At 63.7% G+C, this 23,387-nt stretch carries 18 protein-coding genes, 2 pseudogenes and 1 riboswitch; of the genes and pseudogenes, 7 read left to right on the forward strand and 13 right to left on the reverse strand.

The window, feature by feature from the left end; genetic code table 11:
• The first annotated feature begins 143 nt into the window (after window positions 1-143).
• The 4 genes from AB0C34_RS21110 (at window position 144) to gcvP (ending at window position 5,926) form a co-directional block, all read left to right on the forward strand.
• Window positions 144-617 carry a bifunctional nuclease family protein gene (locus AB0C34_RS21110; protein WP_357075408.1) on the forward strand — a complete coding sequence of 158 codons (474 nt, stop codon included), beginning with the start codon at window positions 144-146 and terminating at the stop codon, window positions 615-617.
• 188 nt (window positions 618-805) lie between these two features.
• A complete protein-coding gene (locus tag AB0C34_RS21115) occupies window positions 806-1,363 on the forward strand; it encodes a MerR family transcriptional regulator (RefSeq protein WP_327115458.1) in 558 nt (185 codons plus the stop codon).
• A 15-nt stretch (window positions 1,364-1,378) separates the two neighbouring features.
• Entirely contained in the window at window positions 1,379-2,758 is a 1,380-nt protein-coding gene (locus AB0C34_RS21120) for a M14 family zinc carboxypeptidase (RefSeq protein ID WP_357075411.1), read from the forward strand.
• 100 nt (window positions 2,759-2,858) lie between these two features.
• Window positions 2,859-2,959: riboswitch (glycine riboswitch) on the forward strand.
• Between the two features lie 120 nt (window positions 2,960-3,079).
• Window positions 3,080-5,926 (forward strand): aminomethyl-transferring glycine dehydrogenase, encoded by a 2,847-nt coding sequence (gene gcvP, locus AB0C34_RS21125; RefSeq protein WP_357075879.1) that lies wholly within the window; start codon window positions 3,080-3,082, stop codon window positions 5,924-5,926.
• An 80-nt stretch (window positions 5,927-6,006) separates the two neighbouring features.
• Here the strand turns inward: gcvP and AB0C34_RS21130 are convergent, their stop codons facing one another.
• The 5 genes from AB0C34_RS21130 to AB0C34_RS21150 all read right to left on the reverse strand — a co-directional run bounded on the left by AB0C34_RS21130 (window position 6,007) and on the right by AB0C34_RS21150 (window position 10,994).
• A complete protein-coding gene (locus AB0C34_RS21130) occupies window positions 6,007-7,680 on the reverse strand; it encodes a VWA domain-containing protein (protein WP_357075415.1) in 1,674 nt (557 codons plus the stop codon).
• 109 nt (window positions 7,681-7,789) lie between these two features.
• Window positions 7,790-8,062, reverse strand: a complete 273-nt coding sequence (locus AB0C34_RS21135; RefSeq protein WP_357075418.1) for a WhiB family transcriptional regulator — start codon at window positions 8,060-8,062, stop codon at window positions 7,790-7,792.
• Window positions 8,063-8,090: 28 nt separating this feature from the next.
• Window positions 8,091-8,648, reverse strand: coding sequence for an HNH endonuclease (locus AB0C34_RS21140; RefSeq protein ID WP_357075421.1), 558 nt, complete (start codon window positions 8,646-8,648; stop codon window positions 8,091-8,093).
• 650 nt (window positions 8,649-9,298) lie between these two features.
• On the reverse strand, window positions 9,299-10,588 hold the full coding sequence (locus AB0C34_RS21145) for an acyl-CoA dehydrogenase family protein (protein WP_357075424.1): 1,290 nt from the start codon (window positions 10,586-10,588) through the stop codon (window positions 9,299-9,301).
• A gap of 10 nt (window positions 10,589-10,598) precedes the next feature.
• Entirely contained in the window at window positions 10,599-10,994 is a 396-nt protein-coding gene (locus tag AB0C34_RS21150) for a hypothetical protein (RefSeq protein ID WP_357075427.1), read from the reverse strand.
• Window positions 10,995-11,347: 353 nt separating this feature from the next.
• On the opposite strand from AB0C34_RS21150, the gene AB0C34_RS21155 reads away from it, so the two are divergent.
• Window positions 11,348-13,525 carry a malate synthase G gene (locus AB0C34_RS21155; RefSeq protein ID WP_357075430.1) on the forward strand — a complete coding sequence of 726 codons (2,178 nt, stop codon included), beginning with the start codon at window positions 11,348-11,350 and terminating at the stop codon, window positions 13,523-13,525.
• Between the two features lie 935 nt (window positions 13,526-14,460).
• On the forward strand, window positions 14,461-14,712 hold the full coding sequence (locus tag AB0C34_RS21160; protein ID WP_357075433.1) for a hypothetical protein: 252 nt from the start codon (window positions 14,461-14,463) through the stop codon (window positions 14,710-14,712).
• Window positions 14,713-14,779: 67 nt separating this feature from the next.
• Here the strand turns inward: AB0C34_RS21160 and AB0C34_RS21165 are convergent, their stop codons facing one another.
• The 6 genes and pseudogenes from AB0C34_RS21165 to AB0C34_RS21190 all read right to left on the reverse strand — a co-directional run bounded on the left by AB0C34_RS21165 (window position 14,780) and on the right by AB0C34_RS21190 (window position 21,632).
• Window positions 14,780-15,589: an aldo/keto reductase gene (locus tag AB0C34_RS21165; protein ID WP_357075436.1), complete on the reverse strand. Its 810-nt coding sequence runs from the start codon at window positions 15,587-15,589 to the stop codon at window positions 14,780-14,782.
• A gap of 313 nt (window positions 15,590-15,902) precedes the next feature.
• Window positions 15,903-17,204 (reverse strand): glycosyltransferase, encoded by a 1,302-nt coding sequence (locus tag AB0C34_RS21170; RefSeq protein ID WP_357075439.1) that lies wholly within the window; start codon window positions 17,202-17,204, stop codon window positions 15,903-15,905.
• Window positions 17,164-17,946 carry a DUF6071 family protein gene (locus AB0C34_RS21175; protein WP_357075442.1) on the reverse strand — a complete coding sequence of 261 codons (783 nt, stop codon included), beginning with the start codon at window positions 17,944-17,946 and terminating at the stop codon, window positions 17,164-17,166. The genes AB0C34_RS21170 and AB0C34_RS21175 overlap by 41 nt, the downstream gene beginning before the upstream one ends.
• A complete protein-coding gene (locus AB0C34_RS21180; protein ID WP_357075446.1) occupies window positions 17,943-19,418 on the reverse strand; it encodes a carbamoyltransferase C-terminal domain-containing protein in 1,476 nt (491 codons plus the stop codon). Before AB0C34_RS21180 ends, AB0C34_RS21175 begins: the two co-directional genes overlap by 4 nt.
• A 275-nt stretch (window positions 19,419-19,693) precedes the next feature.
• Window positions 19,694-20,122, reverse strand: a pseudogene (locus AB0C34_RS21185) (hypothetical protein); the annotation flags it as partial.
• Window positions 20,123-20,417: 295 nt separating this feature from the next.
• Window positions 20,418-21,632: an MFS transporter gene (locus tag AB0C34_RS21190; protein ID WP_357075449.1), complete on the reverse strand. Its 1,215-nt coding sequence runs from the start codon at window positions 21,630-21,632 to the stop codon at window positions 20,418-20,420.
• Window positions 21,633-21,857: 225 nt separating this feature from the next.
• On the opposite strand from AB0C34_RS21190, the gene AB0C34_RS21195 reads away from it, so the two are divergent.
• Entirely contained in the window at window positions 21,858-22,025 is a 168-nt protein-coding gene (locus AB0C34_RS21195) for a hypothetical protein (RefSeq protein ID WP_357075452.1), read from the forward strand.
• A gap of 197 nt (window positions 22,026-22,222) precedes the next feature.
• Here AB0C34_RS21195 and AB0C34_RS21200 read toward each other — a convergent pair.
• Window positions 22,223-22,325 (reverse strand): annotated as a pseudogene (locus tag AB0C34_RS21200) (helix-turn-helix domain-containing protein); the annotation flags it as partial.
• Window positions 22,326-22,609: 284 nt separating this feature from the next.
• Entirely contained in the window at window positions 22,610-23,323 is a 714-nt protein-coding gene (locus AB0C34_RS21205; RefSeq protein WP_357075455.1) for a hypothetical protein, read from the reverse strand.
• Window positions 23,324-23,387 lie beyond the last annotated feature (64 nt).

The raw sequence follows: 23,387 nt of genomic DNA on the forward strand, positions 1-23,387 counted from the left end.
GGTCGGTAGGTTTCGTCGATCCAACACGCCGATTGCGGCGGTGCACACCGATCGCTGGACCCGTGCTGGTTCGCCTAGACTCGTGGTACGGCGAGTTCTACAGCGGTCATGTCGGGCTGCCGGCGAGTATGGGAGGCAGTGCGATGAGCGAAATGCGCGTGATCGGCATCCGTGTCGAACAGCCACAGAACCAGCCCGTGCTGTTGCTCCGCGAGGTGGCGGGAGACCGGTATCTGCCGATCTGGATCGGGCAGGCCGAGGCGACAGCGATCGTGCTCGAGCAGGAGGGGGTGACGCCGATCCGCCCGTTGACCCACGACCTGATCAAGGTTCTCATCACAGAACTCGGGCACACGCTCAAGGAGGTCAGGATCGTTGATCTCCAGGAGGGCACCTTCTACGCGGACTTGGTTTTCGACAACGATTTGCGTATTTCGGCACGTCCGTCCGATTCGGTGGCGATAGCCTTGCGGGTGGGTTGCCCGATCTACGCCGAGGAGCCGGTGCTGGAGGAAGCGGGCCTCGTCATGCCGGACGAGCGTGAGGACGAGGTCGAAAAGTTCAAGGAATTTCTCGAGTCGGTGTCCCCTGACGACTTCAAGGCAACCGATAGCTGAAGTAGAGGTCGAGACTTTTACCGCGCGTCGCGTTTGGCTCGATGAGGGCGCTCCCTGGACAATCGAGGGGAGTAATCTCGACAGTTGGGCCACGCCCGTTTCGGCCGAATCCACCAACGGTTCGGTCACCAACGGAGCCGGGTCATCGATGAGGCTGGGAATGCGTCGGCGAAGCAAGGGAGTGGTCAGTGGCAGAGCAATCGCAGGATGTGGTACAGCCAGGCCTGTTCCCGGACGACTCGGTGCCTGACGACCTAGTCGGGTATCGCGTCCCCAGCGCATGCCAGGTGGCCGGGATCACCTACCGGCAGCTCGACTACTGGGCGCGAACCGGTCTGGTCGTGCCGTCGGTCCGTGGCGCCGCGGGTTCGGGTAGCCAGCGGCTGTATTCGTTCAAGGACATCCTGGTCCTCAAAATCGTCAAGCGGTTGTTGGACGCGGGCATTTCACTGCAGAACATCCGTATCGCCGTCGATCACCTGCGCAGCCGCGGCGTGCAGGATCTGGCCGGCATCACCCTTTTCTCCGACGGGACCTCGGTCTATGAGTGCACCTCGCCCGAAGAGGTCGTCGATTTACTCCAAGGCGGGCAAGGGGTGTTCGGTATCGCCGTCAGCGGAGCCATGCGGGAACTGACCGGCGCGATCGCCAATTTCCCGGCGGAACGGGCGTCGGCAGTCACCGAACGACCGGAGGACGAGCTGTCTTTCCGTCGTAAGGCGCGGATGAATCGGAAAACGGGCTAGGTCAACCGCTGCTCGATGAGCGCGATAGAGCGTCGCGCCGTGCAAGGCGGCCACGACATCGCCGGACTGGTGGGGCCGATCGACCCCATTGAGGCATTCCCGACGGTGGACGAACTGAACGGATTCGCTGACGTGCTGGCCGCCGCGCATCCGGGCCGAATATCGATTACCGAGATCGGGCGATCACGCGGCGGTGATCCGATCCGCGAGGTGCTGGTCGGATCGGGACCGCGGCACATCCTGGTGCTCGGCAATCCGCACCCGAACGAGCCGATCGGCATGGCCACGATCCGTCATCTGCTCGGCAGAATGGCGCGCGACGATGCCAGCACGGTCGAGGCCACCTGGCATTTCGTGCTGTGCGTCGATCCGGACGGGACCCGGCTCAACGAAGGCTGGTTCGCGGGTCCGCACACCAGAACTGGTGTCGCGCGCGGTTTCTACCGCCCACCCGCGGTGGAACAGCCAGAGTGGTGCTTTCCGACCGCGTGGCGTGGCATTCGAGTCGGTGTACCCCTGCCGGAGACGAGAGCGCTGATGACGCTGATCGACCGCACCCGGCCGGCCCTGATCGTTTCGTTACACAATGCCGAGTTCGGCGGGGGGTTCTTCTACACCACCGGCGGTGACCCGGAGTACTGGTCGGCGCTGACCGACCGACTAGCGGCCTCGGAGGTGCCGATCTATTACGGCCAGCCCGACACACCAGGTGCGCGGACGTTGGCGCATGGCGTTTTCGAACTGCCGCGGTTCGACGCGATGGCCGACCGACTCGCAGGACAGGGCGTCGATGCGGTCGCGGCATTGGGGGGCGGCGGCTGCCGGGACTACGTGGCGCGCTACGGCACGGCGATTCTGGTGTGCGAGTTGCCGTTGTGGGTCGATCCGCGGATCGGCGACGGCTCAGCGGGCGATTGTATTCTCGGTGACCTGCTCGACGCCACGGCAGCCGACTTCGCCGCCCTGGCCGAGGTCGTGTCCGACGTGCTTGCCCGGGTCTCCGATCGGCTGAGCGGCAGCAGCCCGTTCGAGCGTTCGGTACGCGCGTTGGTCGCCAGGCTTCCCGGTCTCGCGGTGAGCAGGCAGGTGGTGGCGAGCCGGAACCGGATCGCGACCCGCGGCGAGATCTTCGTCCACCAGTACGACTGGACGGCCATGATGCGCCTGCGGCTCGGTGGCATGCTGTTGCGGTTGCTCGACACGGAATATCGGCGCGCCGGATCGCCGATACTGGCGGCCGAACGTGACCGGTTCGCCGCGGTCTTCGACGGGTGGTGCGCCGAGATCGAGCACAACGCGCCCGGCGTGCCGGTGCCGCTTCCACGCCTGGTCGGGATCCAAGCGGAGGTGATCATGCTCGCGGCGACCCGGTTGCGCGATGGTCTGGCGATCTGATGCCGGATTGCGGGCGGTCGGCGAGTGACGAGAACGACATGGCGCTGCGGGGGTCTCGTGGCGCGCCGCGGTGTCGCGTCGGCATAAACTGAGGCTGCGTCGCCGCCGTGCGGGAGAGTCCCGGTCTCGACATGAGTCCGGGCGCCGAAGGAGCAGCACCTCCCCGTCAATCTCTCAGGCAACAGGGACCGTGCGGGCTTCGACGCCTCTGGAAAGCGGTGGCTTCGAGCTGCCCGCCCATGGGGAAAGGGTTCGCGTCGGTCGCGGCACCCGAATCTCTCAGGCACCACGACAGAGGGGGAGGGCCGGTACTTGTCGACCATGTGGTCGACCCCGCCCGACCTTGGGAGTTTTGTCGTGACACGCTCATTCGCCGATCGTCATATCGGACCGGACCGGAGCGAACTCGCCCGGATTCTGGACGTCATCGGCGTACCGTCGCTCGATGACCTCGCTGCGAAGGCGCTGCCCGCCAGCATCCTGGACGGCGCCGGCCTGGCCGGACTGCCCGCGGCGGCCACCGAGCACGAGACACTCGCCGAGTTGGCGGCGCTTGCCCAGGCGAACACCGTGGCGACCTCGATGATCGGCCTCGGCTACTACGACACGCTGACCCCGCCGGTGCTGGTGCGCAATGTGCTGGAAAACCCGGCATGGTACACCGCTTATACCCCCTACCAGCCGGAGATCAGCCAGGGAAGGCTGGAGGCGCTGCTCAACTTCCAGACCATGGTGTCCGAGCTGACCGCGATGGATGTCGCCAACGCATCCATGCTGGACGAGGCCACGGCCGCGGCCGAGGCGATGACGCTGCTGCATCGCGCGAGCAGGTCCAAGTCCACGCGCTTTCTGATCGACACCGATCTGTTCCCCCAGACCAGGACCGTGCTGCATACCAGGGCGGAGCCGCTCGGCCTCGAGATCGTCGAGGCGGACCTGTCCGCGGACGTGCTGCCCGACGGTGAGTTCTTCGGTGTGCTTGCGCAGTCGCCCGGTGCCTCCGGCCGCATCGTGGACTGGACCGGCATGATCAGCGCGGCGCACGAGCGCGGTGCGCTGGTCGCGGTGGGGGCGGATCTGCTGGCAATGACGCTGATCACGCCGCCCGGCGACCAAGGCGCCGACGTGTGCTTCGGCACCACCCAACGTTTCGGTGTTCCGCTCGGCTTCGGTGGCCCGCACGCGGGATATCTGGCCGTTCGCCGGGCACAGGCCCGTCAGCTACCCGGTCGCCTGGTCGGCGTCTCGGTGGATGCGGACGGCGACGTGGCCTATCGGCTCGCGTTGCAGACCCGCGAGCAGCACATCCGTCGTGAGAAGGCGACCTCCAACATCTGTACCGCGCAGGTGCTGCTGGCGATCGTGGCCGCGATGTACGCGTCTTACCACGGTGCCGACGGCTTGCGTGCGATCGCCCGCAGGGTGCACCGGCATGCCGCGGCGATCGCGGCGGGGCTGGACGGCGCCGTCGTGCACGACGCCTTCTTCGACACTGTGCTCGCCCATGTGCCCGGCGGCGCGGAAGCCGTGGTGGCGAAGGCGAAATCGCGTGGGATCAATCTGCGTCTCGTGGATGCCGACCACGTCGGCATCGCCTGTGACGAGGCGACCACCGATGCGCACGTCGTGGCTGTGCTCGAATCCTTCGGCACCGCAATGTCCTCCGAACAGGGCGCGCCGGCCCCGGTCGCCGCGATCGAGACCAGGACATCGGAGTTCCTGACCCACGCCGCGTTCACGAAGTACCACACCGAAACGGCCATGCTGCGCTATCTGCGTTCGCTGTCCGACAAGGACATCGCGTTGGACCGCAGCATGATTCCGCTCGGCTCGTGCACCATGAAACTCAACGCCACCGCGGAGATGGAGGCCATCACCTGGCCCGGCTTCGCTCGTATGCACCCGTACGCGCCGGTCGACGACGTGCCAGGTCTGCTGAAGGTGATCGCGGATCTGGAGGGCTGGCTGTCGGATATCACCGGTTACGACTCGGTGAGTCTGCAGCCGAACGCGGGCAGTCAGGGCGAGTACGCCGGCCTGCTGGCGATCCGCCGGTATCATCTGGACCGCGGCGACGGTCATCGCGACACCTGCCTCATCCCGTCCAGCGCGCACGGCACCAACGCAGCGTCCGCGGCCATGGCCGGGCTGCGCGTCGAGGTGGTGAAGTGCCGCGACAACGGGGACGTCGATCTGAACGACCTGCGCGCCAAGATCGCCGACCACGCCGACCGGCTGGCCTGCATCATGATCACCTACCCATCCACGCATGGCGTGTACGAGCACGAGGTCGCCGAGTTGTGCGCGCTCGTGCACGATGCGGGCGGTCAGGTCTATGTGGACGGCGCGAACTTGAACGCTCTGGTCGGCGTCGCCCGTCCGGGCCGGTTCGGCGGCGACGTAAGCCATCTCAATTTGCACAAGACCTTCTGCATTCCGCATGGTGGCGGTGGTCCTGGCGTCGGTCCGGTCGCGGTGCGCGCGCATCTGGCCCGGTATCTGCCTGGCGATCCGTTGCAGGCGGGATCGCACGCGGTCTCGGCGGCCGAGTATGGTTCGGCGTCGATCCTCCCGATCACCTGGGCCTATATCCGCATGATGGGTGCCGACGGCTTGCGCAGGGCCACGCTGTCGGCGATCGCGTCGGCGAACTACATCGCCCGCAGGTTGGATGAGTACTTCTCGGTGCTCTACACCGGAGAGCACGGCATGGTCGCGCACGAGTGCATCCTCGATCTGCGCGAGATCACCACGCGGACCGGTGTCACGGTCGACGACGTGGCCAAGCGCCTCGCGGACTACGGTTTTCACGCGCCGACCATGAGTTTCCCGGTGGCAGGCACACTGATGGTGGAACCGACCGAAAGCGAGAATCTCGCCGAGTTGGACGATTTCATCGAGGCGATGATCGCCATCCGCGCGGAGATCGATCAGGTGGACGCGGGCGTGTGGCCGGTGACCGACAACCCGCTGCGCGGTGCGCCGCACACCGCGGCGTCACTGGTGGGCGAATGGGAGCATCCCTACAGTCGTGAGGTTGCCGTCTATCCACGCGGCCGCACGCATGCCCGAGCCAAGGTATGGCCGCCGGTCCGCCGGATCGACGGGGCATACGGCGACCGAAACCTGGTGTGCGCGTGCCCGCCGCTGGAGGCTTACGCCGACTGAGCGTGAACGGCTCAAACCGCGTTCGCGCACGGCGCGCGACGTCGGTATAGAGCTAGGCTCGGTCGCGCAGTCACGGTCGGTCAGGGCGTAGTGAGCGCCTTGACGACGGCGGAGCCGAAGCTGAGGTCGTCGGAGGTGATGACGCGGGTGTAGCTGCCGCCGGTCTGTCGCGCCAGGTCTTGCAGGGTTTGGTTGCTGCTGCCATTGCCGCCGATGACGATCATATCGATCCGAACTGGGCGGTCGCGGTTGATCGCGGCGGTGATGTCGGCCGCCAGCTTTGCTCCGGTGACGGTGGAGTCGTCATCGGGTCCGTCGGTGATCAGCAGCACCGAGTTGGTCAGGCCAGGCTTGTATCCAGCGATGGCGCTCTTGAAAGCGGCGATCAACGAGGGGTAGGCCTGGTCTGCCCGTGGCTCGCCGGCGTGGACGTTGCCGAGGGCGGTGCTGATCTGCGTGCGCTGGTCGGTGGTGAGCGGCGCGGTGGCGGCCTGCACCTGATACGGGATGGTGCCGTCGAGGTTCTTACCGAAGGTCCAGACACCGAGGCCGAAGTCGGGTGGCATGACGGTCATCGTGGAGTTCAGCGCGCCGATCACATTCGTCAGCCGTGTCATGGCGCCCTCGGGGGTCGCCATCGAGGCCGAGACGTCGATCAGGACCGTGGACTGCACGCCGAGAACGGGCTTTGCGAGCGTGGCCACCACCTTGTCGAGGGCGGCGCGCGGTGGCGCGGCGACCGCGGCAGGCGGTGCGGTGGTGAATCCGGCCGCGAGGAAGTTCTGTGCCTGACTCGGGGCTCGCAGATAATCGCGGAACAGCCCCGCGATGAGATTTTGTGTCTTGTCCACCCATGGGCCGGACATCAGTGCGGCCGGGTAATCCGCCGTCGGCGCGGCCCCGGTGGGATGGAACGCGGCCACTTCGGGCCGGGTCTTCAATTGCTGTTCGGTAGCGGCGACCGCATGAATCGGTGCCTGTTGCGTCCCCGCGATGGCGGAGAGCGCGGCAGCGGTGTCAGACGCCTCGGGGGCGCCCGCGGCCAGCCCCGAAACGGCGGCGACCACCTGACCAGATTGCGCCTCCTCCGTGGTGAGCGGATCCGTGCCCGACACCATGCCGCCGACTGAGGTGGCCGCGGCGAGCGTGGGGTCCCCGGGCGGGAGCGCCATTCGCAGGCCACCCCAACCGGTCAGTCCGAGTTCGCCGAGCGATCCTTGTTGCAGTCGTGGCAGATCCGCCCAGCTGATCTGTGCCTGCTCCAGCGCGCGGCGCAAATCCTCCGGCACAGCCAGCACGATCGGGCTTCCGGCGACCGGCGCGGGAGTGCCCTCGATCAGCCCGGGTACTCGCATCGCCTCGATGGAGCGGGACGAATCGGCGATCCACAGCGCAGGTTGTGGGCCGAGCGCCGGATCCCAGGTTTTGCCGCTGGTGAACGCGGCGACGAGGGCAGCGGAGGGCTGCGTGGTCACCGCGATCTGCGCACAATGGTCGCGCACCCGAGGTTTGGTCGAGTTGTAACCGTCCGCGGCCGCCCTGACCTGCGTCGCGATCTCCGGATCTGCGGTCACGTACAGCGTCGCGGGCCCCTCCACGCACTCGGCCGCCGCAGCGCTGTCCTGATCGGCCGCCCGATCGCGCAGTTGAAACCAGCCGACAACGGCCGCAACCAACAAGGCAACGACAACCACTGCGATAACCGGACCTTTGCTGACGCCCCGGGACCTGGCTCCGCTGCGATGAGTGCCCACGCGCTCAGTGTATGGGCCCCGGCGCGACGGGCTTGGCGAGGCTCCCTGTTTTGCCAGTCGGTCGGTGCGCGGCTCATCGACGTACCTGCCGTCGTGCGCGGGTGGAGGATCACAGGCGGATTACGCGTCCTCGGTCGAACTCGTGGCCGCCCCAGACACCGGACTGGCCGGTGCGCGCGGCGAACTCACCACACGCGTCTCGGATCGGACAGGCCGCGCAGACTGCGCGGGCGTAATCGAAATCCTGCGACGGGTACGGGAACCAGGCTTCGTGGTTCGGGTCGCCACGGCAGGCCGCGCGGTGCCACGCTCGGGAATCCGAGAGTGGGAGCAGCTCGGCCAAGGTCGACTCGGCGACGGTGGTTGTCTCGGGGTACGTCATCGCGATCTTCTCCTTCCTCGGAACGTGGTCAGGTGGCGGCGAGTTGCTTCCAGATCCGCCGTTGCTGCCTGGCCTGGTGGTGGGGTGCCCGCGGCTCCCAGAGCAGGCGCATGCTCGCCTCTTCCGGGGTGCGGTCGGCCTTGGCCGTGTTGCATGGCGCGCAGCAGGCCACCAGATTGCTCCAGGTATTCGGGCCGCCCCGCGATCGCGGCCGGATGTGGTCTACGGTCCGGGCCCATTCCGCGCAGTAGCCGCACCGGTGGTTGTCTCGGCGCAACACGCCGGCCGACGTCGCACGACTGTCGTCGAGCCGCAGCGGGCTGTGCTCGATGTACACATAGCGCAGCAACCGAATCGTCTCCGGCAGAGCGAGTTCCAGATGCCGTGACCGAATCGGGAACCGGGGGTCGCGGACCACGACCGTCTCCGCCGCACCGGCGATGAGCAGGACGACGGCCCGGTCGGCAGTGATCTCATCCAGTGCCTCGTAGGAGGCGTTGAGGACGACCACTCCGGTGTTTGTCCAGTTGTCGGTGGTCGGCACGACCTGATCGGCGGCACAGCGGAACGGCATGGGAATCACCATGTTTCGTACAAAAGAGTGAGTGATGAGGGGGAATGCGGCGGTATCAGCCGAGGGCATCGAGGCGGCTGTCGTCCGGTCCGTCGTGCATGACGCACGACTGCTTGCCGAACGCGTCGTCCGCGGTCGACAGCCACGGTGCCATGTCGGGATACCTTGGATTCGTCTGTTCCGGATGCACTGCCGCCCCTCCTCTCCACTACTCGGGTGACCAGCTTCGATGCGGTGGTCATCGTCAATCACATGGTGGCACAACGCCCCCGTCGCTGTCGGGTCATTTTCGGCGATGCGGCGACCGGGCGCACCGATCGCGGGCTGGCTCGGTCGTAGTTCTGCCACGTCGAACGAGACATCGCACCGGATGCGACGCCGGTGAACTGCGCCGAATCGATGTCGACAAAGGAGGGACGTGGCCCTCGGCGCTTCGAACTACCCGGGTCGGTGCACGTGTGATCGCGTTTACGGAGCCAGCTCTGCTCGGGCAGTCCTCGGTCGCCGTGCTGACCGGTCGCAGCCCGGGACCGGCCACATACCTCGATCAGAGGAGTGAGGCACGCGGCGACGGTGTCCCGCGATCGGTGCGTGTCCGAGCAGAACCCGGCCGCTGAACTGGGCGTGCTCGGCGCGGGAGGCGGGCGGACAGGCAGCCGTGCTCACAAATTCCCGATGACGCGCTCCAAGCGCTCGGCGACTAGTTCACGCGCCCTCTTCCGCAGAGTGGGGCGATAGCCGCTCGGATACACCGGGTCGGCGGGCGCGTAGTCCTTCAGGACCTCTTTCGCGAGGGTGATTTTGTGCACCTCGGTCGGGCCGTCGGCGATGGCCATCACCTCGGCGTAACCGAGCATGTCCACGAACGGCAGATCTTGGCTGACGCCGATCGCGCCGTGTAGGTGCAGCGGGCGTTGGGCGATGTCGTGCATCACCTTGGGCATGGCGACCTTGATGGCGGCGATGTCCTTGCGCACCTTGCGGTAATCCTGCTCCTTGTCGATGCGCCACGCGGTGCGCAGCACCAGCAGCCGGAACTGCTCCATCTCGATCCAGCTGTCGGCGATGCGTTCCTGGGTCATCTGCAGTCCGGCCAGCGTGCCGTCGCGCATCGGACGAGATACCGCGCGCTCGGCCATCATGTCGAACGCTTTGCGCACCAGGGCGACCGTTCGCATCGCGTGATGAACTCGGCCGCCGCCCAGACGGGTCTGCGCGACGACGAAGCCATTCCCTTCGGCGCCGAGCAGATGGTCGGCAGGAACGCGGACGTCGGTGAACCGCAGGTGGCCCTCGTGCTCGCTGAAGCCCGCGACATGGAAATTTTTCACGATTTCGAGGCCGGGCGTGCCGGCGGGCACGATGAACATCGACATGCCCCGGTAGGGACTGACCTCGGGGTCGGTCACCACCATGACGATGTGGAACGCGGCGAACTGTGCGTTCGAGTTGAACCACTTCTCTCCGTTGATCACCCAGTGGTCGCCGTCGAGCACCGCGCGAGTCGTGAACAGCGTGGGGTCCGAACCGCCGGTCGGTTCGGTCATCACATAGCAGGAGCCGATTTCACCAGCCAGCAGCGGCGCCAGGTAGGTCGCCTTCTGCTCCGGAGTGCCGTAGTGCGCGAGGATTTCCGCGTTCCCGGAATCCGGTGCCTGGCAGCCGAATACCGACGGCGCCCAGATCGAGGTACCCAGTACCTCGTTGAGCAGCGCGAGCTTCATCTGCCCGTAGCCGGGACCGCCTAGTTCCGGCCCCAAATGACAGGCCCAGAGGCCCTGCTCCTTGACCTGCTCCGCGAGCGGACGCATCAGCGCCATGGCTTCGCGGTCGGTGCGGTCGTAGGGGTTCGGATACAGCAGGTCGAGCGGTTCCACCTCGGTCCGGACGAACTCCGTCGCCCAGTCCAGCTTCCTCTGGTACTCGGTGTCGGTTTCGAAATCCCAAGCCATAATCAGCCTTTCAGACTTGCTCGGTGGCGCGCACGACGCCGTCGAGGAGGGCGGACGCGAGAATTTCGGAAATCTCGCCGGGAGAGTGGTCGCCGTGCGGGCGGTACCAGAACGTCACCATGTTCAGCATGCCGAGCATGCCGTTGGTCACCACATGGTCGTTGGTGCGCAGCAATCCCTCAGCGTGGCCCGCGTCGAGGACACGTTGCCAGCAGTGCTGGACCCGGTCGCGCAGGTCCTGCAGTTCGGTTGCGCACATGCCGGTCAGCGCGCCGACATCGCGCAACTGGATGGTGACCTCGCGCTGGTGGCGGATGATCAGCCGGACATGGCTATGGATCAGTGCGCGCAGTTTGGTGACCGGATCGTCGCCGCCCTCGGCGATCTGCTCGGCCTCGACGAGCATCAGTTCGATGTAGTCCCGCAGGATCCGCCAGAGTTGCGAAGGCGAGCACCATCTTCTTACCGAGGCCCCGGCTACCTCCGGTCACAACGACGACTCTGTCTGTGAGCGACACCCGGACTCCCGTTGTGGTCGAAATGTTCCGATCAGTACATTAAATATACCGCGCGGTACGATCGAGGGGTTGTCGGGCCGACCGCCGACACCCACGCGATCCGCCCGGTGAACGACCAGCTCACGAACGGCGTGGCGACACAGAATGGGCAGACGAGGTGTCCGCCCGACGCAGGCCTTATCTACCGACGGGTAACATGGTTGCGTCTTTCCACCCGGCTTTCTCAGAAGTGAGGCAGTAGATGACAAAGCGGATTCAGGTCGGCGGGCTCCAGGTTGCCAGCGTTCTCCACGAGTTCGTCGAGAACGAGGCGCTTCCCGGTACCGGCGTGGATTCCGCCGGATTCTGGGCGGGCGCCGAGCGAGTCATTACCGATCTCGCGCCGCGCAATCGTGCTCTGCTGGCCGAACGCGACGAGATCCAGGGCAAGATCGACGCCTGGCACGCGGAGCATCCCGGCGCGAATTACCACAAGGCCGCCTACAAGAAGTTCCTGACCGAGATCGGCTACCTGCGCCCCGAGCCGGGTGAGTTCCAGATCGCGACGCAGAACGTGGACGACGAGATCGCCACCACCGCGGGCCCACAGCTCGTGGTGCCCGTGATGAACGCCCGCTTCGCGATCAACGCCGCGAACGCCCGTTGGGGCTCGCTCTATGACGCGCTGTACGGCACCGACGCCGTCCCCGAGGCGAACGGCGCACAGAAGGGTGTCGGCTACAACAAAGTGCGCGGGGACAAAGTCATCGAGTGGGCGCGCAACTTCCTTGACGACTCGGTCACCCTGATCACCGGATCGCACATCGGTTCGACGTTCTACAAGATCGTCGACGGTGAGCTGGAGGTCGGCCTGGAGGACGGCACCAGTATCGGCCTCGCCGACGCCTCGCAGCTGGTCGGTTACCTCGGCGATCCGGAGTCCCCGAGTTCGGTCCTGCTCCAGCACAACGGTTTGCACATCGAGATCCAGATCGACCCGCGATCGCCGATCGGGAGCACCGACACCGCCGGCGTGCAGGACGTCGTGCTCGAATCGGCCGTCACCACGATCATGGACTTCGAGGATTCGGTTGCCGCCGTGGACGCCGAGGACAAGGTGCTCGGTTACCACAACTGGCTGGGGCTGATGAAAGGTGACCTGACCGAGGTGGTCACCAAGGGCGAGAAGACCTTCACGCGCACGATGAACCCCGACCGGGTATACACCGGGCTGGACGGCGGCGAACTCGTGCTGCACGGCCGCTCGCTGATGTTCGTGCGCAACGTCGGACATCTGATGACTTCCGACGCGATCCTCGACGCCCAGGGCAACGAGGTGCCCGAAGGCATCCTGGACGGCCTGATCACTTCGCTGGTCGCCAAGCACAGCCTCGGCGACGACACCGCGCTGAAGAACAGCCGCACCGGCTCGGTCTACATCGTGAAGCCGAAGATGCACGGCCCGGACGAGGTCGCGTTCACCGACGAGCTTTTCGCCAGGATCGAGGACGTGATCGGACTGGAGCGCAACACGCTCAAGGTCGGCATCATGGACGAGGAGCGCCGCACCACAGTGAACCTTGCGGCATGTATCGCGGCCGCTGCCGAGCGCGTCGTCTTCATCAACACCGGCTTCCTGGACCGCACCGGCGACGAAATCCACACCTCCATGGAGGCCGGGCCGATGGTCCGCAAGGCCGACATGAAGTCCCAACAGTGGATCCTGTCCTACGAGGACCGCAACGTCGACACCGGCCTGGCCGCGGGCTTGCCCGGCAAGGCGCAGATCGGCAAGGGGATGTGGGCCATGCCGGACCTGATGGCCGACATGCTGGTGCAAAAGATCGGCCACCCCAAGGCGGGCGCGAACACCGCCTGGGTGCCATCGCCTACCGCGGCCACGCTGCACGCGACGCACTACCACTTGGTCGATGTGTTCGCACGGCAGCGGGAGATCGCCAAGGGCGGCCGCCGCGCCACCATCGATCAGATCCTGGAAATCCCGCTGGCCGCCGCACCGAACTGGACCGACGAGGAGAAGCGTCAGGAGCTGGACAACAACTCGCAATCCATCCTCGGTTATGTCGTGCGGTGGATCGACCAGGGTGTCGGCTGCTCCAAGGTGCCCGACATCAAGGACGTCGCGCTTATGGAAGACCGTGCGACCCTACGCATTTCGAGCCAGCTCATGGCCAACTGGCTGCGTCACGGCATCGTCACCGGCGACCAGGTGGTGGCCAGTCTGGAGCGGATGGCGCCGGTCGTGGACCGGCAGAATGCCGGTGACTCGAATTACCGCGCCATGGCACCGGACTTCGCGGGCAGCATTGCCTTTCAGGCGGCCAAGGAACTGATCCTGTTGGGCGCCAGGCAGCCCAACGGGTACACCGAGCCGATCCTGCACCGGCGGCGTCGGGAGGCCAAGGGCACGTACAAGTGAGTGATGTTCAGTGATTGAAAAGTAGCTTCTGACAGCTCTTTTCGAATTGAGGCCCCTCGCCAGGGACACCAGGTGAGGGGCCTCTGTAATCACTGGAGATCAGCTTGATACCGGCCCGTCACGCTCAAAACGGTCACAAAAACGGTCACAGGCGGGAACGCTTTCAGTGTCAGAAAGTGATGCTCTACGAGCGCCGATGGCTGCCGCCGTCCTTGATGAGTACGGTCGTGGCGTGCGGACCCCAAAGGGGCGGCTGATGGTGCGTCGCTCAGACGCAATTGATCGGCCAATCAGCAGTCCACCACCGGCATGACGTCCGAGCATCAACCGCTTCCGCGACCGGCGTGGCCACGCACGACGAACATGACTTCCGGCGTGTCGTCGCGCCGACACGCCGACAGTTTTTCACGACAGCTAATTGCTGGCAATCGACATGGTTGGAGCGCTGCCTGGTTTCTGAGCACTCTGGAGCGGCCTTGGCGGACGGCGCTCCAAGACCGCGGCGCGCGGGTGAGGATCCGCTTGCGTGACATGTCTCGGTGGGGGTCAAGACGGGAGGGGGACTCGACCACTACGCACACCTCCACGAACGCACAGTGCTGATCGTGGGGGAGTAGCCAGCCCGTTGCGATCGCCGACCTGGACACGCTCCCACGGACGGTTGGTGTCTAGTCTCAGCCAATCTTGTGCGGATTCATCGAGATGCTTGCTGGGGCGCCGCAACCAGAGCCGTCACGCTAGCCTGCGCCATTCGCGGCGATTGATACTTCGGCTGCCGTGAATGGCGAAAGGTGCCCTGAATTGTGATAATTCGACTTGCCTAACCTGAGTTGCGCCAGGGTTAGGGGTTTTTCGGGATGTATGGAGTCTCTGCGCTGGTGACAGGGGTGTGGTTCGGAGAGGGGGCACACTAATCGGTCGGTAGAATCCGGCCCATGGCCGCCTATATCCGGAAGGTTCGCACCGCCTCGGGGGCGACAGCGGTGCAGATCGCGGCCAAGCAGCGCCGCCGAAACAAGGTGCTCGAGCATCTCGGCTCCGCGCATACCGATGGTGACCTTGCCGCGCCGCTCGAGGCGTCGCGCGAGAAACTGCACGCCGGTCAGCAGCAACTCGACCTCGGTATCGGGACGGGCGCACGCGGGGCGTCGGTGATCACCGGCAGCCGTTCTCGGCCACAAAGTTGATGCTTTTCCAGCGGCCGCAACGGCGGCCGTGTCTATTCGAGCATGCGTACGGTCGCAAGCTGCACGACTAAATGTAGTTCATTGGGTCATCGAATATTCTGAGGCCCTCATGAAATCCATCTAGCCGAGCAAGGTCTTCAGGCAGCAGATCGAAATCGAAAATGTCAAGATTTTCGCGCAAGCGACGCACGTTGTTCGACTTTGGAATAGCCGAGACTCCATGGTGGAGAATCCAGCGTAGCATGATTTGAGCCGGGGTCTTCCCGTATTTGATCGCTGTCGCGATCAGCCTGGGGTCATCGAGACGTTTGCCTTGCGTCAACGGACTGTAAGCCTGTAATTGAATCCCCTGACCCTGGCAATATCTCAAAAGGTCTTCGGAGTAAAGGTACGGACTAAATTCGACTTGATTGACCGCCGGCACTATATCAGCATAGTCTTGAAATTCTTCCAACAGGGGGATAGGATAATTACAGACGCCTATGCTCCGAATTCTTCCCTGTTGGTGCAAGGTCTCCATCGCCCTCCACATTTCTCTCCTATGTGAACGGCTGGGCCAATGTAGCAAATACAAATCAATATAACCGCAATTAATTCTGTTCAGACTCTCCTCGAACGCTCGAATCGTACTGTCGTAGCCTTGGTATGTATCCTTTACCTTGGTGGTAACGAATATTTCCGCACGGCCGATCCCACTTTCGCGAACCGCCCGCCCGACGGCTGCTTCATTGTCGTACATGGCAGCCGTATCGATGAGCCGATAACCAATGGTGAGGGCCGAGCGTATGGCGCGGACCGCGTCCGCACCGTACATCCCAGATACCCCTAAGCCCAACATGGGCATAGAATGGCCGTTGTTGAGGGTGGTCTGCAGCAAAGAAGTCACCATTCTGTCTCGGTCAGCCAGGCTGGGTGTATCTACTCGGCCATTCGATGAATACGCCAATCGCATGGACTCGATGGCAGCCGCGAGCCGCCTGCCGACGGCTTTGTAATCGCAATTATCCGTAGCAAGTGCGTAGTATTGTCGACGATCCGCGTCTTAGCGTTCGCATTGGTGTCGCAGGAGATCTGCGAGCTCGACAAGTCCGACGTTGGGATGGACGCGTATCAGGTTGCGATCGGTAGCCGGCAGCACTTTGTCGACAGGAAGATCGGTCACTGCGACGCAGGCACACGCTGATGTGCGGTCACACGGGATCGGTCGTGAGATTATCCCTCCTAGCTGACGATCCGAGAGATATCGACTCTCGCCACGCGCTGGACAGCGCAGTGGCAGCGTCGTCCCATGTCGGCAGTTCCCCAGCTACTGCATGGGCACGCGCAGCAAGTCGTTGCCGTTTCCGCGGATCGAGCAACAGCTCGGCGATGGCAGCAGCAAAGCGAGCATCCGTTTCCGCGATGACAACTGCATCGCGCGCTGACTGCGGAAAGCCCACCAGGGCTTCTGGTGCCGCCACGATCGGGCACGCGATTTGGAACGCCTCGGACAGTTTTATCTTGACGCCACCATGCATTCGCACTGGGCAGACAAAGACGTCCGCGGATCTGAGGTACTCCGCCACACTGGTGACTTGGCCAACGAATTCCACGCTTGGTGCATGGCGAGCCAGCACTCTCAGTGAAGCATCGGCCCCAGCGCCGATAAGACTCAGGCGAGCGTCAGGGACGAGCTGCAAGACGCGTGGCCAGATCGAGGTCAACAGGCGAACGGCCGCGTCGCGTGTGGGTGTCCACGAGTAGTTGCCGACAAACACTACTTGTGCCCCATCAGCGTGGCGCCGTGGCGGCGCAACGCCAACATGATCGAACCCGCAAGGAAGTAAGACGCTTCGGATGTCCGGAGCGTCGCGACGCATGATCTCGAGGTCGTCGATACTGACGGTGCCGCAGATCGTCGCTTGCTGCCAGGCCTCATGTTCGAGGTGCCTGATTTCATTCCAGCCGATCGAGTCCGGGTCGCCGAGTTCCTCGCATGTCTTGTCGAGGAGGTATTCGATGTTCTCTTCGCACAGAACGATAGGTAGGTCGACGTCCGGGAGGTGTCTCATCATGAAGTACCCCTCGACATGAATCGCATCAATTCCGCCAGCAGCAAGTCTGAGCTCGAGGGCGGGCCGCAACGTGGAAGATCGATAGCTTGCAACCCTTTTCGGCAAGTGAGGCTCGTAACCCTCTGTGGCTGACGCACTTCGAACGATAGTCAGGTTTGCGCAGTACGGCAGCATCAGGGCCGAATTTTCCCGGTCGCGCTCGAACTGGTTCGTAAGGACAACAAGTTCGATCGCGATGTCGCGGCTCAGTCTCTTCAGCGTCTCCGATTCCCTCAACTGGCCACCGCTATGAGCAGGCAGGGGGAGCTGGTTCGTGAGGTAAAGAATGCGGAACTGTCCTGAGTTCGCACCTCCACGCAACTCGAAGTGCTGCTGGCAGTTCTTTTCGCGGTAAATGTCAGACCACCAGATCTCCGGATGCACCCGCTCCCTTTCCATTCCGGGGCTCATCACCTGTCTCTCTCGAAGGTAGCTGGAGGGTTTGGTCGTTCTGCAGCCAAGCACGGAGCTGACCCGCAAACCATCGGTGCCCCTCTTCGAGGGAGTGGCCTCCGGGTCCGCGCTCGTATTCTGACGGCATCTCGAGGAAGCATGTGCCCGGGCGTGGCGGTATTCCGCCGAACGTTCGCGCTTGACTCAGTTGCTCAGCCGCAGCGACGGCCGAGGCAGGAAGTTCGCGTGGGATCGGGAATGCGAAGTTGTACCTGGGATGTACACCGGTGTCACGCAAGAGAGCGTCCATCATCACCCAATCCAAGAATTGGCTCGCCAACTGTCCGTCGTCATTCCACAGGTGGTCGTAGAAGGCGATAGATGCCCGGTGTCCCTCTCTCACGCGCCAGGAGCCGATACGTTGCCAGCCATCATGAAAACGATCTCCAACGTTGAAACGCCGCAAACTCCGCTTCTTTCCAACGTAGTGCTCGTGCCGCGAGGTCTCACTCCAGCTCACTAGGGTCAAGATCTCTTCAGGTGCGTAGCCTGATTGCTGGATTACCGTTGGCAGTTGCTCGACAAGAGTCCGGGTGATCCGCCGATTCGACGAGCCGTTGCGAGCCAGGTTGACAAGTTCAACGCCTAGGCTCTCTGCCAGAACAACCGGCCACCCGTCGCGTTCGGGACGCTCCATCTCTTTTCCTACAGCGCAGCTGCAGCCGTTAGTAACGAGAAGACGGATCATGAGATCACGCGAACGCCGGTTTTGGCGACCCACGACTTTACGTGAGAAGTGTCGTTCAAGAGCGGTTCGCCCCTTCCGTTCAGGCTCGTGTTGAGCAAAGCGGGGCAGCCAGTCTCCTGCTCCCACGCAGCGAGTAGTGCATACAGTCCCGGGTGTTGGTCTTCGGTGACGGTTTGCACACGACTTGTGCCGTCGAAGTGCACGACCGCCGGCATCTCATCCGGCAGACGACTTCGTGCCGTGAACTGCATGTATGGCGATTCGTCCACCGGAATGTCGAACAGATCGTGGGCGCGTTCCTGGCGAATGACCGGCGCAAAAGGACGAAACAGTTCACGTCCCTTGACCTTGTTCACTCGATCCTTCATATCCGCCGGGCGTGGGTCCGCAAGCAACGAGCGGTTGCCGAGTGCTCGTGGTCCGAATTCTGCCTTGCCACTGGCGACACCAACGATTCCATCACCGGTCAGCGCGGCGAGAATGTCGTCGACGGGCCACTCGGTGCCGAGCGATGTTCCGAGATAAGGCCCCCGCCAGTCGATCTCTCCGCCAAGGACCGCGGCCGCGGCACCAATTGACGATCCCGCGTCTCCTGGATTCGGAAGGATCCAAATACGGTCGAACAGTCCACGCTCGGCGATTCGAGTGTTTGCTACACAGTTCAACGCGACACCGCCCATCAAGACAAGGTTGCGAGAGCTGGTCTCTCGCGCAACCCACTCGGCAGCCGATAAAAGGATGTCCTCAGTGATGTGTTGGATACTCGCCGCGAGGTCGGCCGGTTCGGCATCCGCGGCCCATTCCCCAATACCGCGATGCGGGTTGATGCGAAGCCGGAACGACGGTGGGACTACTTCGATGAGGTCGTCATATATACGATCGACATGGCGGGGCGAACCGTAGGCCGCCATCCCCATGACGATGTATTCGTCTTCATTCGGACGGAATCCGCAGCGTCTGGTAAACGCACTGTATAAAAGGCCCAGGCTGTGCGGATACCGGCGCTCGTGAAGCGGGCGAAAACCAGCACCCCGCGTGTAAGAGCCGATGCTGAAGGTGGTGAACTCACCGATCGCGTCTGCGACGATGACGGCGGCTTCATCGAAGCCAGAAGTCGCGATACCTCCGATCGCATGGGATCGGTGGTGACTGACGTACTCGATCGGGGGTAGCCGAAATGGAAGCTCGAGTGATCGTAGGTAGCGACGGGGGAGGTCGTCCAACCGTATTGCGTCGGACCACTGTCCGGCGCGGACCTGGCGCGCTTTCTTAATCAGCGGCCGCTCGTACCAGGCGATGAGATCGGGCCGACCGAAACTCATCGCTTCTTGAATGAGCGCCGGATGCAAATAAAGGTCGTTCTTCACGCGTGAGTAACGCTCAGCATGCGCGGCGAAGAGGACATTCGTGCCGTCGATGACAGCGAGCGATGCATCATGAGAAAGCGCTGAGATCCCCCAGACCACCGTCATGCGCGGGCGCTACTTGTAAAGAAAAGGATCACGGCCACGCAACTTCCTCATCTTCCGACGCCTTCGTAACGTCTTCAGTGTGAATAGGTCAATAATGCTCTGCCACATCGGAATTAGGCTACTCGAACCGGGTGTCCACGGCAAGGGTTCGCGTTGATCGTCAATACTAGTGGGCGCCCGTTAGATTGAGTTCAAACCTGTCCTGCGCGTTCGGGATCCCGCTCTCTTGGCGGGTGCCTCGCTGGGAGGGTTTCGCCGCTCTGGCCGGGCAGGCCCTATTGTGTGCGGAGGTGCGCCGAAAGCCCGCGCCGAACTCGTGCAGGGGAACGATGCTGTAGGGCAACGGCTTTTCCCAAGGGTGGCGTAGGTCGGCGGCTATGCCGCGGGTGAGTCGGAGTTTGGTGTAGGCGGCGATCAGCATCCAGATCCAGCGGTCGGCGGCCTCGGGGTCGCGGACCCTGGGGCTGGTCCAGCCGAGGGTTTGTTTGAGCGCGCAGAAGATGGGTGGCGATGCAGATGACTGAAGACGGTGCCCCGCTCGTGGTTTGGGCGAAGATCTCGCCGTCGAGGGTCAGCTCCCGGCCGCGCGCCTCGTCGGCAATCGCCTCGGCCAACTCCGGATAAGACCTGGTGATCTCCTGCTTGTCTCTGCTGTACAAGCGACAGGTGCTGACGTCGCAGACGGTGATGGCGCGTACACGGTCCCATTTTGACTGCTGTGATCGTTAGCGCGGCGGCGCCGGGGAAGTCGGGCCCGAAAACCCGGCGGATCTCGGGTGGTGCGCCCTGGACCCGCAAGGAGATCACGCCGGGCGGGACAACCGGCGACAAGCGTTCCGGAATCGTGGTGACGCCGAACCCACCGGCGACCAGGTGCAGTTTCCTCAGCCGGTCGCGTGCACTGTGGACGATGCGCGCTCGCCCCGGCAGGCCCGGCCAGACACCGAGCAGTGGCTCCGCGCTGATGAGAAAAGGGCGCGATCCAGGGTGCGTCGACTACTAGGTTGTGCGTTGAACGACCGCCGCGGGCTCTTTTATGCGGCGTGCGCGCCAGGCCAGTATCACCATAGCGACGACCAGCAGCCAGCCTGTTGTCGAGATTCCGAGCATCGACAGAATGTACCCCGCGAGCAACGCGCCTACGGCCATGCCGCTGCACTGCACGAGCAACATGGCGCCGACAACCCTCCCCATCATGGCTTCGGGAATAACGCGCACCTGATACATGGTCAGCACAACGTTGGAGAATGTCCCGAAGCCGGCGATACCCATGAGGGCAACGGCGTACACCACCGGGCTGGAGCTGACCGCTATGAGCGCAAGCAGAACAGCCCACGCCCAGAGCGTGGTTACGAACGCAGTCCTTGCGCTGACCCGACTGGAGAGCCACACCGTGGGAACAGTGCTGAGCATGCCGCCTAGACCCGAGGCGCCCAATACGAGGCCGACCTCCCATACCGGACGGCCACTGTCACTGATATCCAACGCAATAAGCAACACGACGACCTCGAAAATGAAGTTCGTCGCCGCGAGGATGGAGGACGTGGACCGTAGGTACGGTTCGGTCCACACGATCCGCATACCAGCCCAGGCACGGTTCCAATCCCAAATACTCAGGCTGTCGACGTCAGGTTGCGCCGGAACTCTGCCTTTGATTATGGACAGGGACCAAAGACAGTACAGATAGGTTGCGGCGTTCGCGAGGAACGGCAAACTCCGGCCAGCACCCAGAGCGACAGCGCCGAGCGCTCGGCCCACCACGGTTGCGATCGACTCCTCGGCTTCGATGAGCGAGAAGGCTTCCCGACGCTCCTGGACGCTGACAATGTCACGGACCAGCCCCAACTCGGTGGTGGCGAAGAAAACCTGTGCGGTTCCCTCGACCAATGCCGCACTCATAAGGAACAGCGACACACCCGGGGGTTGCAACACGACGACCGTCGCCGTCAGCAGAGTTGCCGCCAACCCGAACTGCTTGCACTTGACGAGTGTTCGCATGCGATTCCCGTAGTCCGCAGCGACACCCGCTGGTACCTGGAAGATCAAGCAGGGCAACGTGATCGCGAATCCCACCCAACTAGCCACGACCGGCGATCCGGTGAGGGACAGCGCCAACAGCGGATAGGCGATGCGGACTCCGTTATAGCCGACAAACGAAGTCGCATTGCCAGACCACAACAGCAGGAAGTTCTTGTTGTTGGTGAGGATGCTCATGCTAGGCATATAGATTCACGGCCTCCGTGGGACTTGAGTTAAGTCGGTCCAGCACCCGTCCAGTACCCATGCGACACTACTGAATTGCTACGGATTCCCCATCTGCGGGAATGCTCGACGACCGCCCCTGGAGTGGGCATTGCCAGCAGGTTTTGGCGGTCGACGAGCGTGGTCACCTGACTGCTTGTCCCGCCCACGATCAGGTCGCTCTCGATGTGACCGGTGATGCTGCGGCCTTCGGCGTCGGCTGGCCTGTCGGTGATCGGCCGTGCCCTGATGATCTGCAAGCGTCACTTCTCTTTCACACTGTGCCGCTTGTTCTTACGGATCGAACGTGCGGTCCTCAGCTTCTTCGACATCTCCCTGGGGATACTCCTCCAGCGGCTGGTGTAGACAGTCCGCAGATCGTCTCGTGGCTGACCGTCACGTCCGGGTCGTCACTGTGCTCGAGGCGCAGCCGCTGCGCGATCTGCTGGGGCGACCACTCCTGCGCCAGCCACTCGGCGACCCGATAGAAGCACCGAATTATGTTCCAGCAGAAGCTATTTCGGGCACCCGCGTTGGTCGCCGGCATGTTTCTGGGCCGATACGGCCCGGTATGCCTCACGAACCGCCGTTGTGCTCGACCTCCCGGCTCACCGTCGACGGTGACCGCTCGAGACCAGCCGCGATGGCACGATACGACACCCCGGCCGCCCAACCCTCGCCACACAACCTCACTCCACCAGCACCGTTGCAATGACACCTTGAATCTCAGTGGTCCGCGCTGAAAGTTCTTCGGGGATTGTTGGGCCGGGTGTAGAACTTGAACGTTCGAGTGCGCGTTTCGCCCGCACCGAGCCACCCTCACCCGCTAGCAGCATCGGTAAGCCGGCACTTGCGGCCGTCTGGCCGATCCCCGAAGAATTCCCAGCGGGAACCACCAGGCGTCAGGCAAGGCCGCATAGCACCGGCCGCGACCGAAACAGGTCCCCGTCTCAGTTGTCGGCCAGGTCGGCGATCTGGCGTTCATAGACGGCAAGGCCGGTCAGGAGTACGGGGGCGTCGTGGAATTCGCGCCTGGCCCGGTCGAGGAATCGTGTCATGTCGTCGAAGCCGTGCTGCTCACCCTCCTCCAAATACAGCGTCCCCGATGGCGCCCAGGTCCGTTCGCGGGTGGCGAGGAAGTCGCTGACTGCCGCGAACTGGCGAACCTGGTCGTCTACTTGCGCTAACTGCCCACGATAGATCTCCTCCGCGATCCCACATTCACTCGAGGCCGCGGCGAACAGGTCTGCCACGGGCTTCCCGGATGCGGTGATGGTCAACGCATCCCAGACAGGTTGGGCGATCAAAGCGAAGACGATCGGTACCCCGTCCAGCACCGACGAGGGCTGGTACAAGTCGTCGTCGACGAAGCTGGTGGTGCGCTCCACGACGTGGACCAGATCGTCGATCACAGCGTCGGGCGGCAGCCAATCCACGTCAACGTTGCTGGTCTGGTCCTGGGTGAAGAAGCGGCCAGCGCCCTTGGCATCGAGGAAATAACGCAGGATCAGGTCGGTATTGGCGTCTTTGGTGATGCCGTCGATGGCACCTAGACGGTTGTAGCTGCCCGAGATACCCAGAGCAATCGGCTGATAATTCCCGCCCACCCGTCGAAGCAGCACCAGCGTGGCATCAACCGCACCCAAGCTGACACCGGTGATCATGCAATTGTAATCATAGAAGCCCACTGTGGAAGCCTATGACGACAGCCCGAGTCCGCACCCGGCG

Source organism: Nocardia sp. NPDC049220, assembly GCF_040647855.1.
Taxonomy (GTDB): domain Bacteria; phylum Actinomycetota; class Actinomycetes; order Mycobacteriales; family Mycobacteriaceae; genus Nocardia.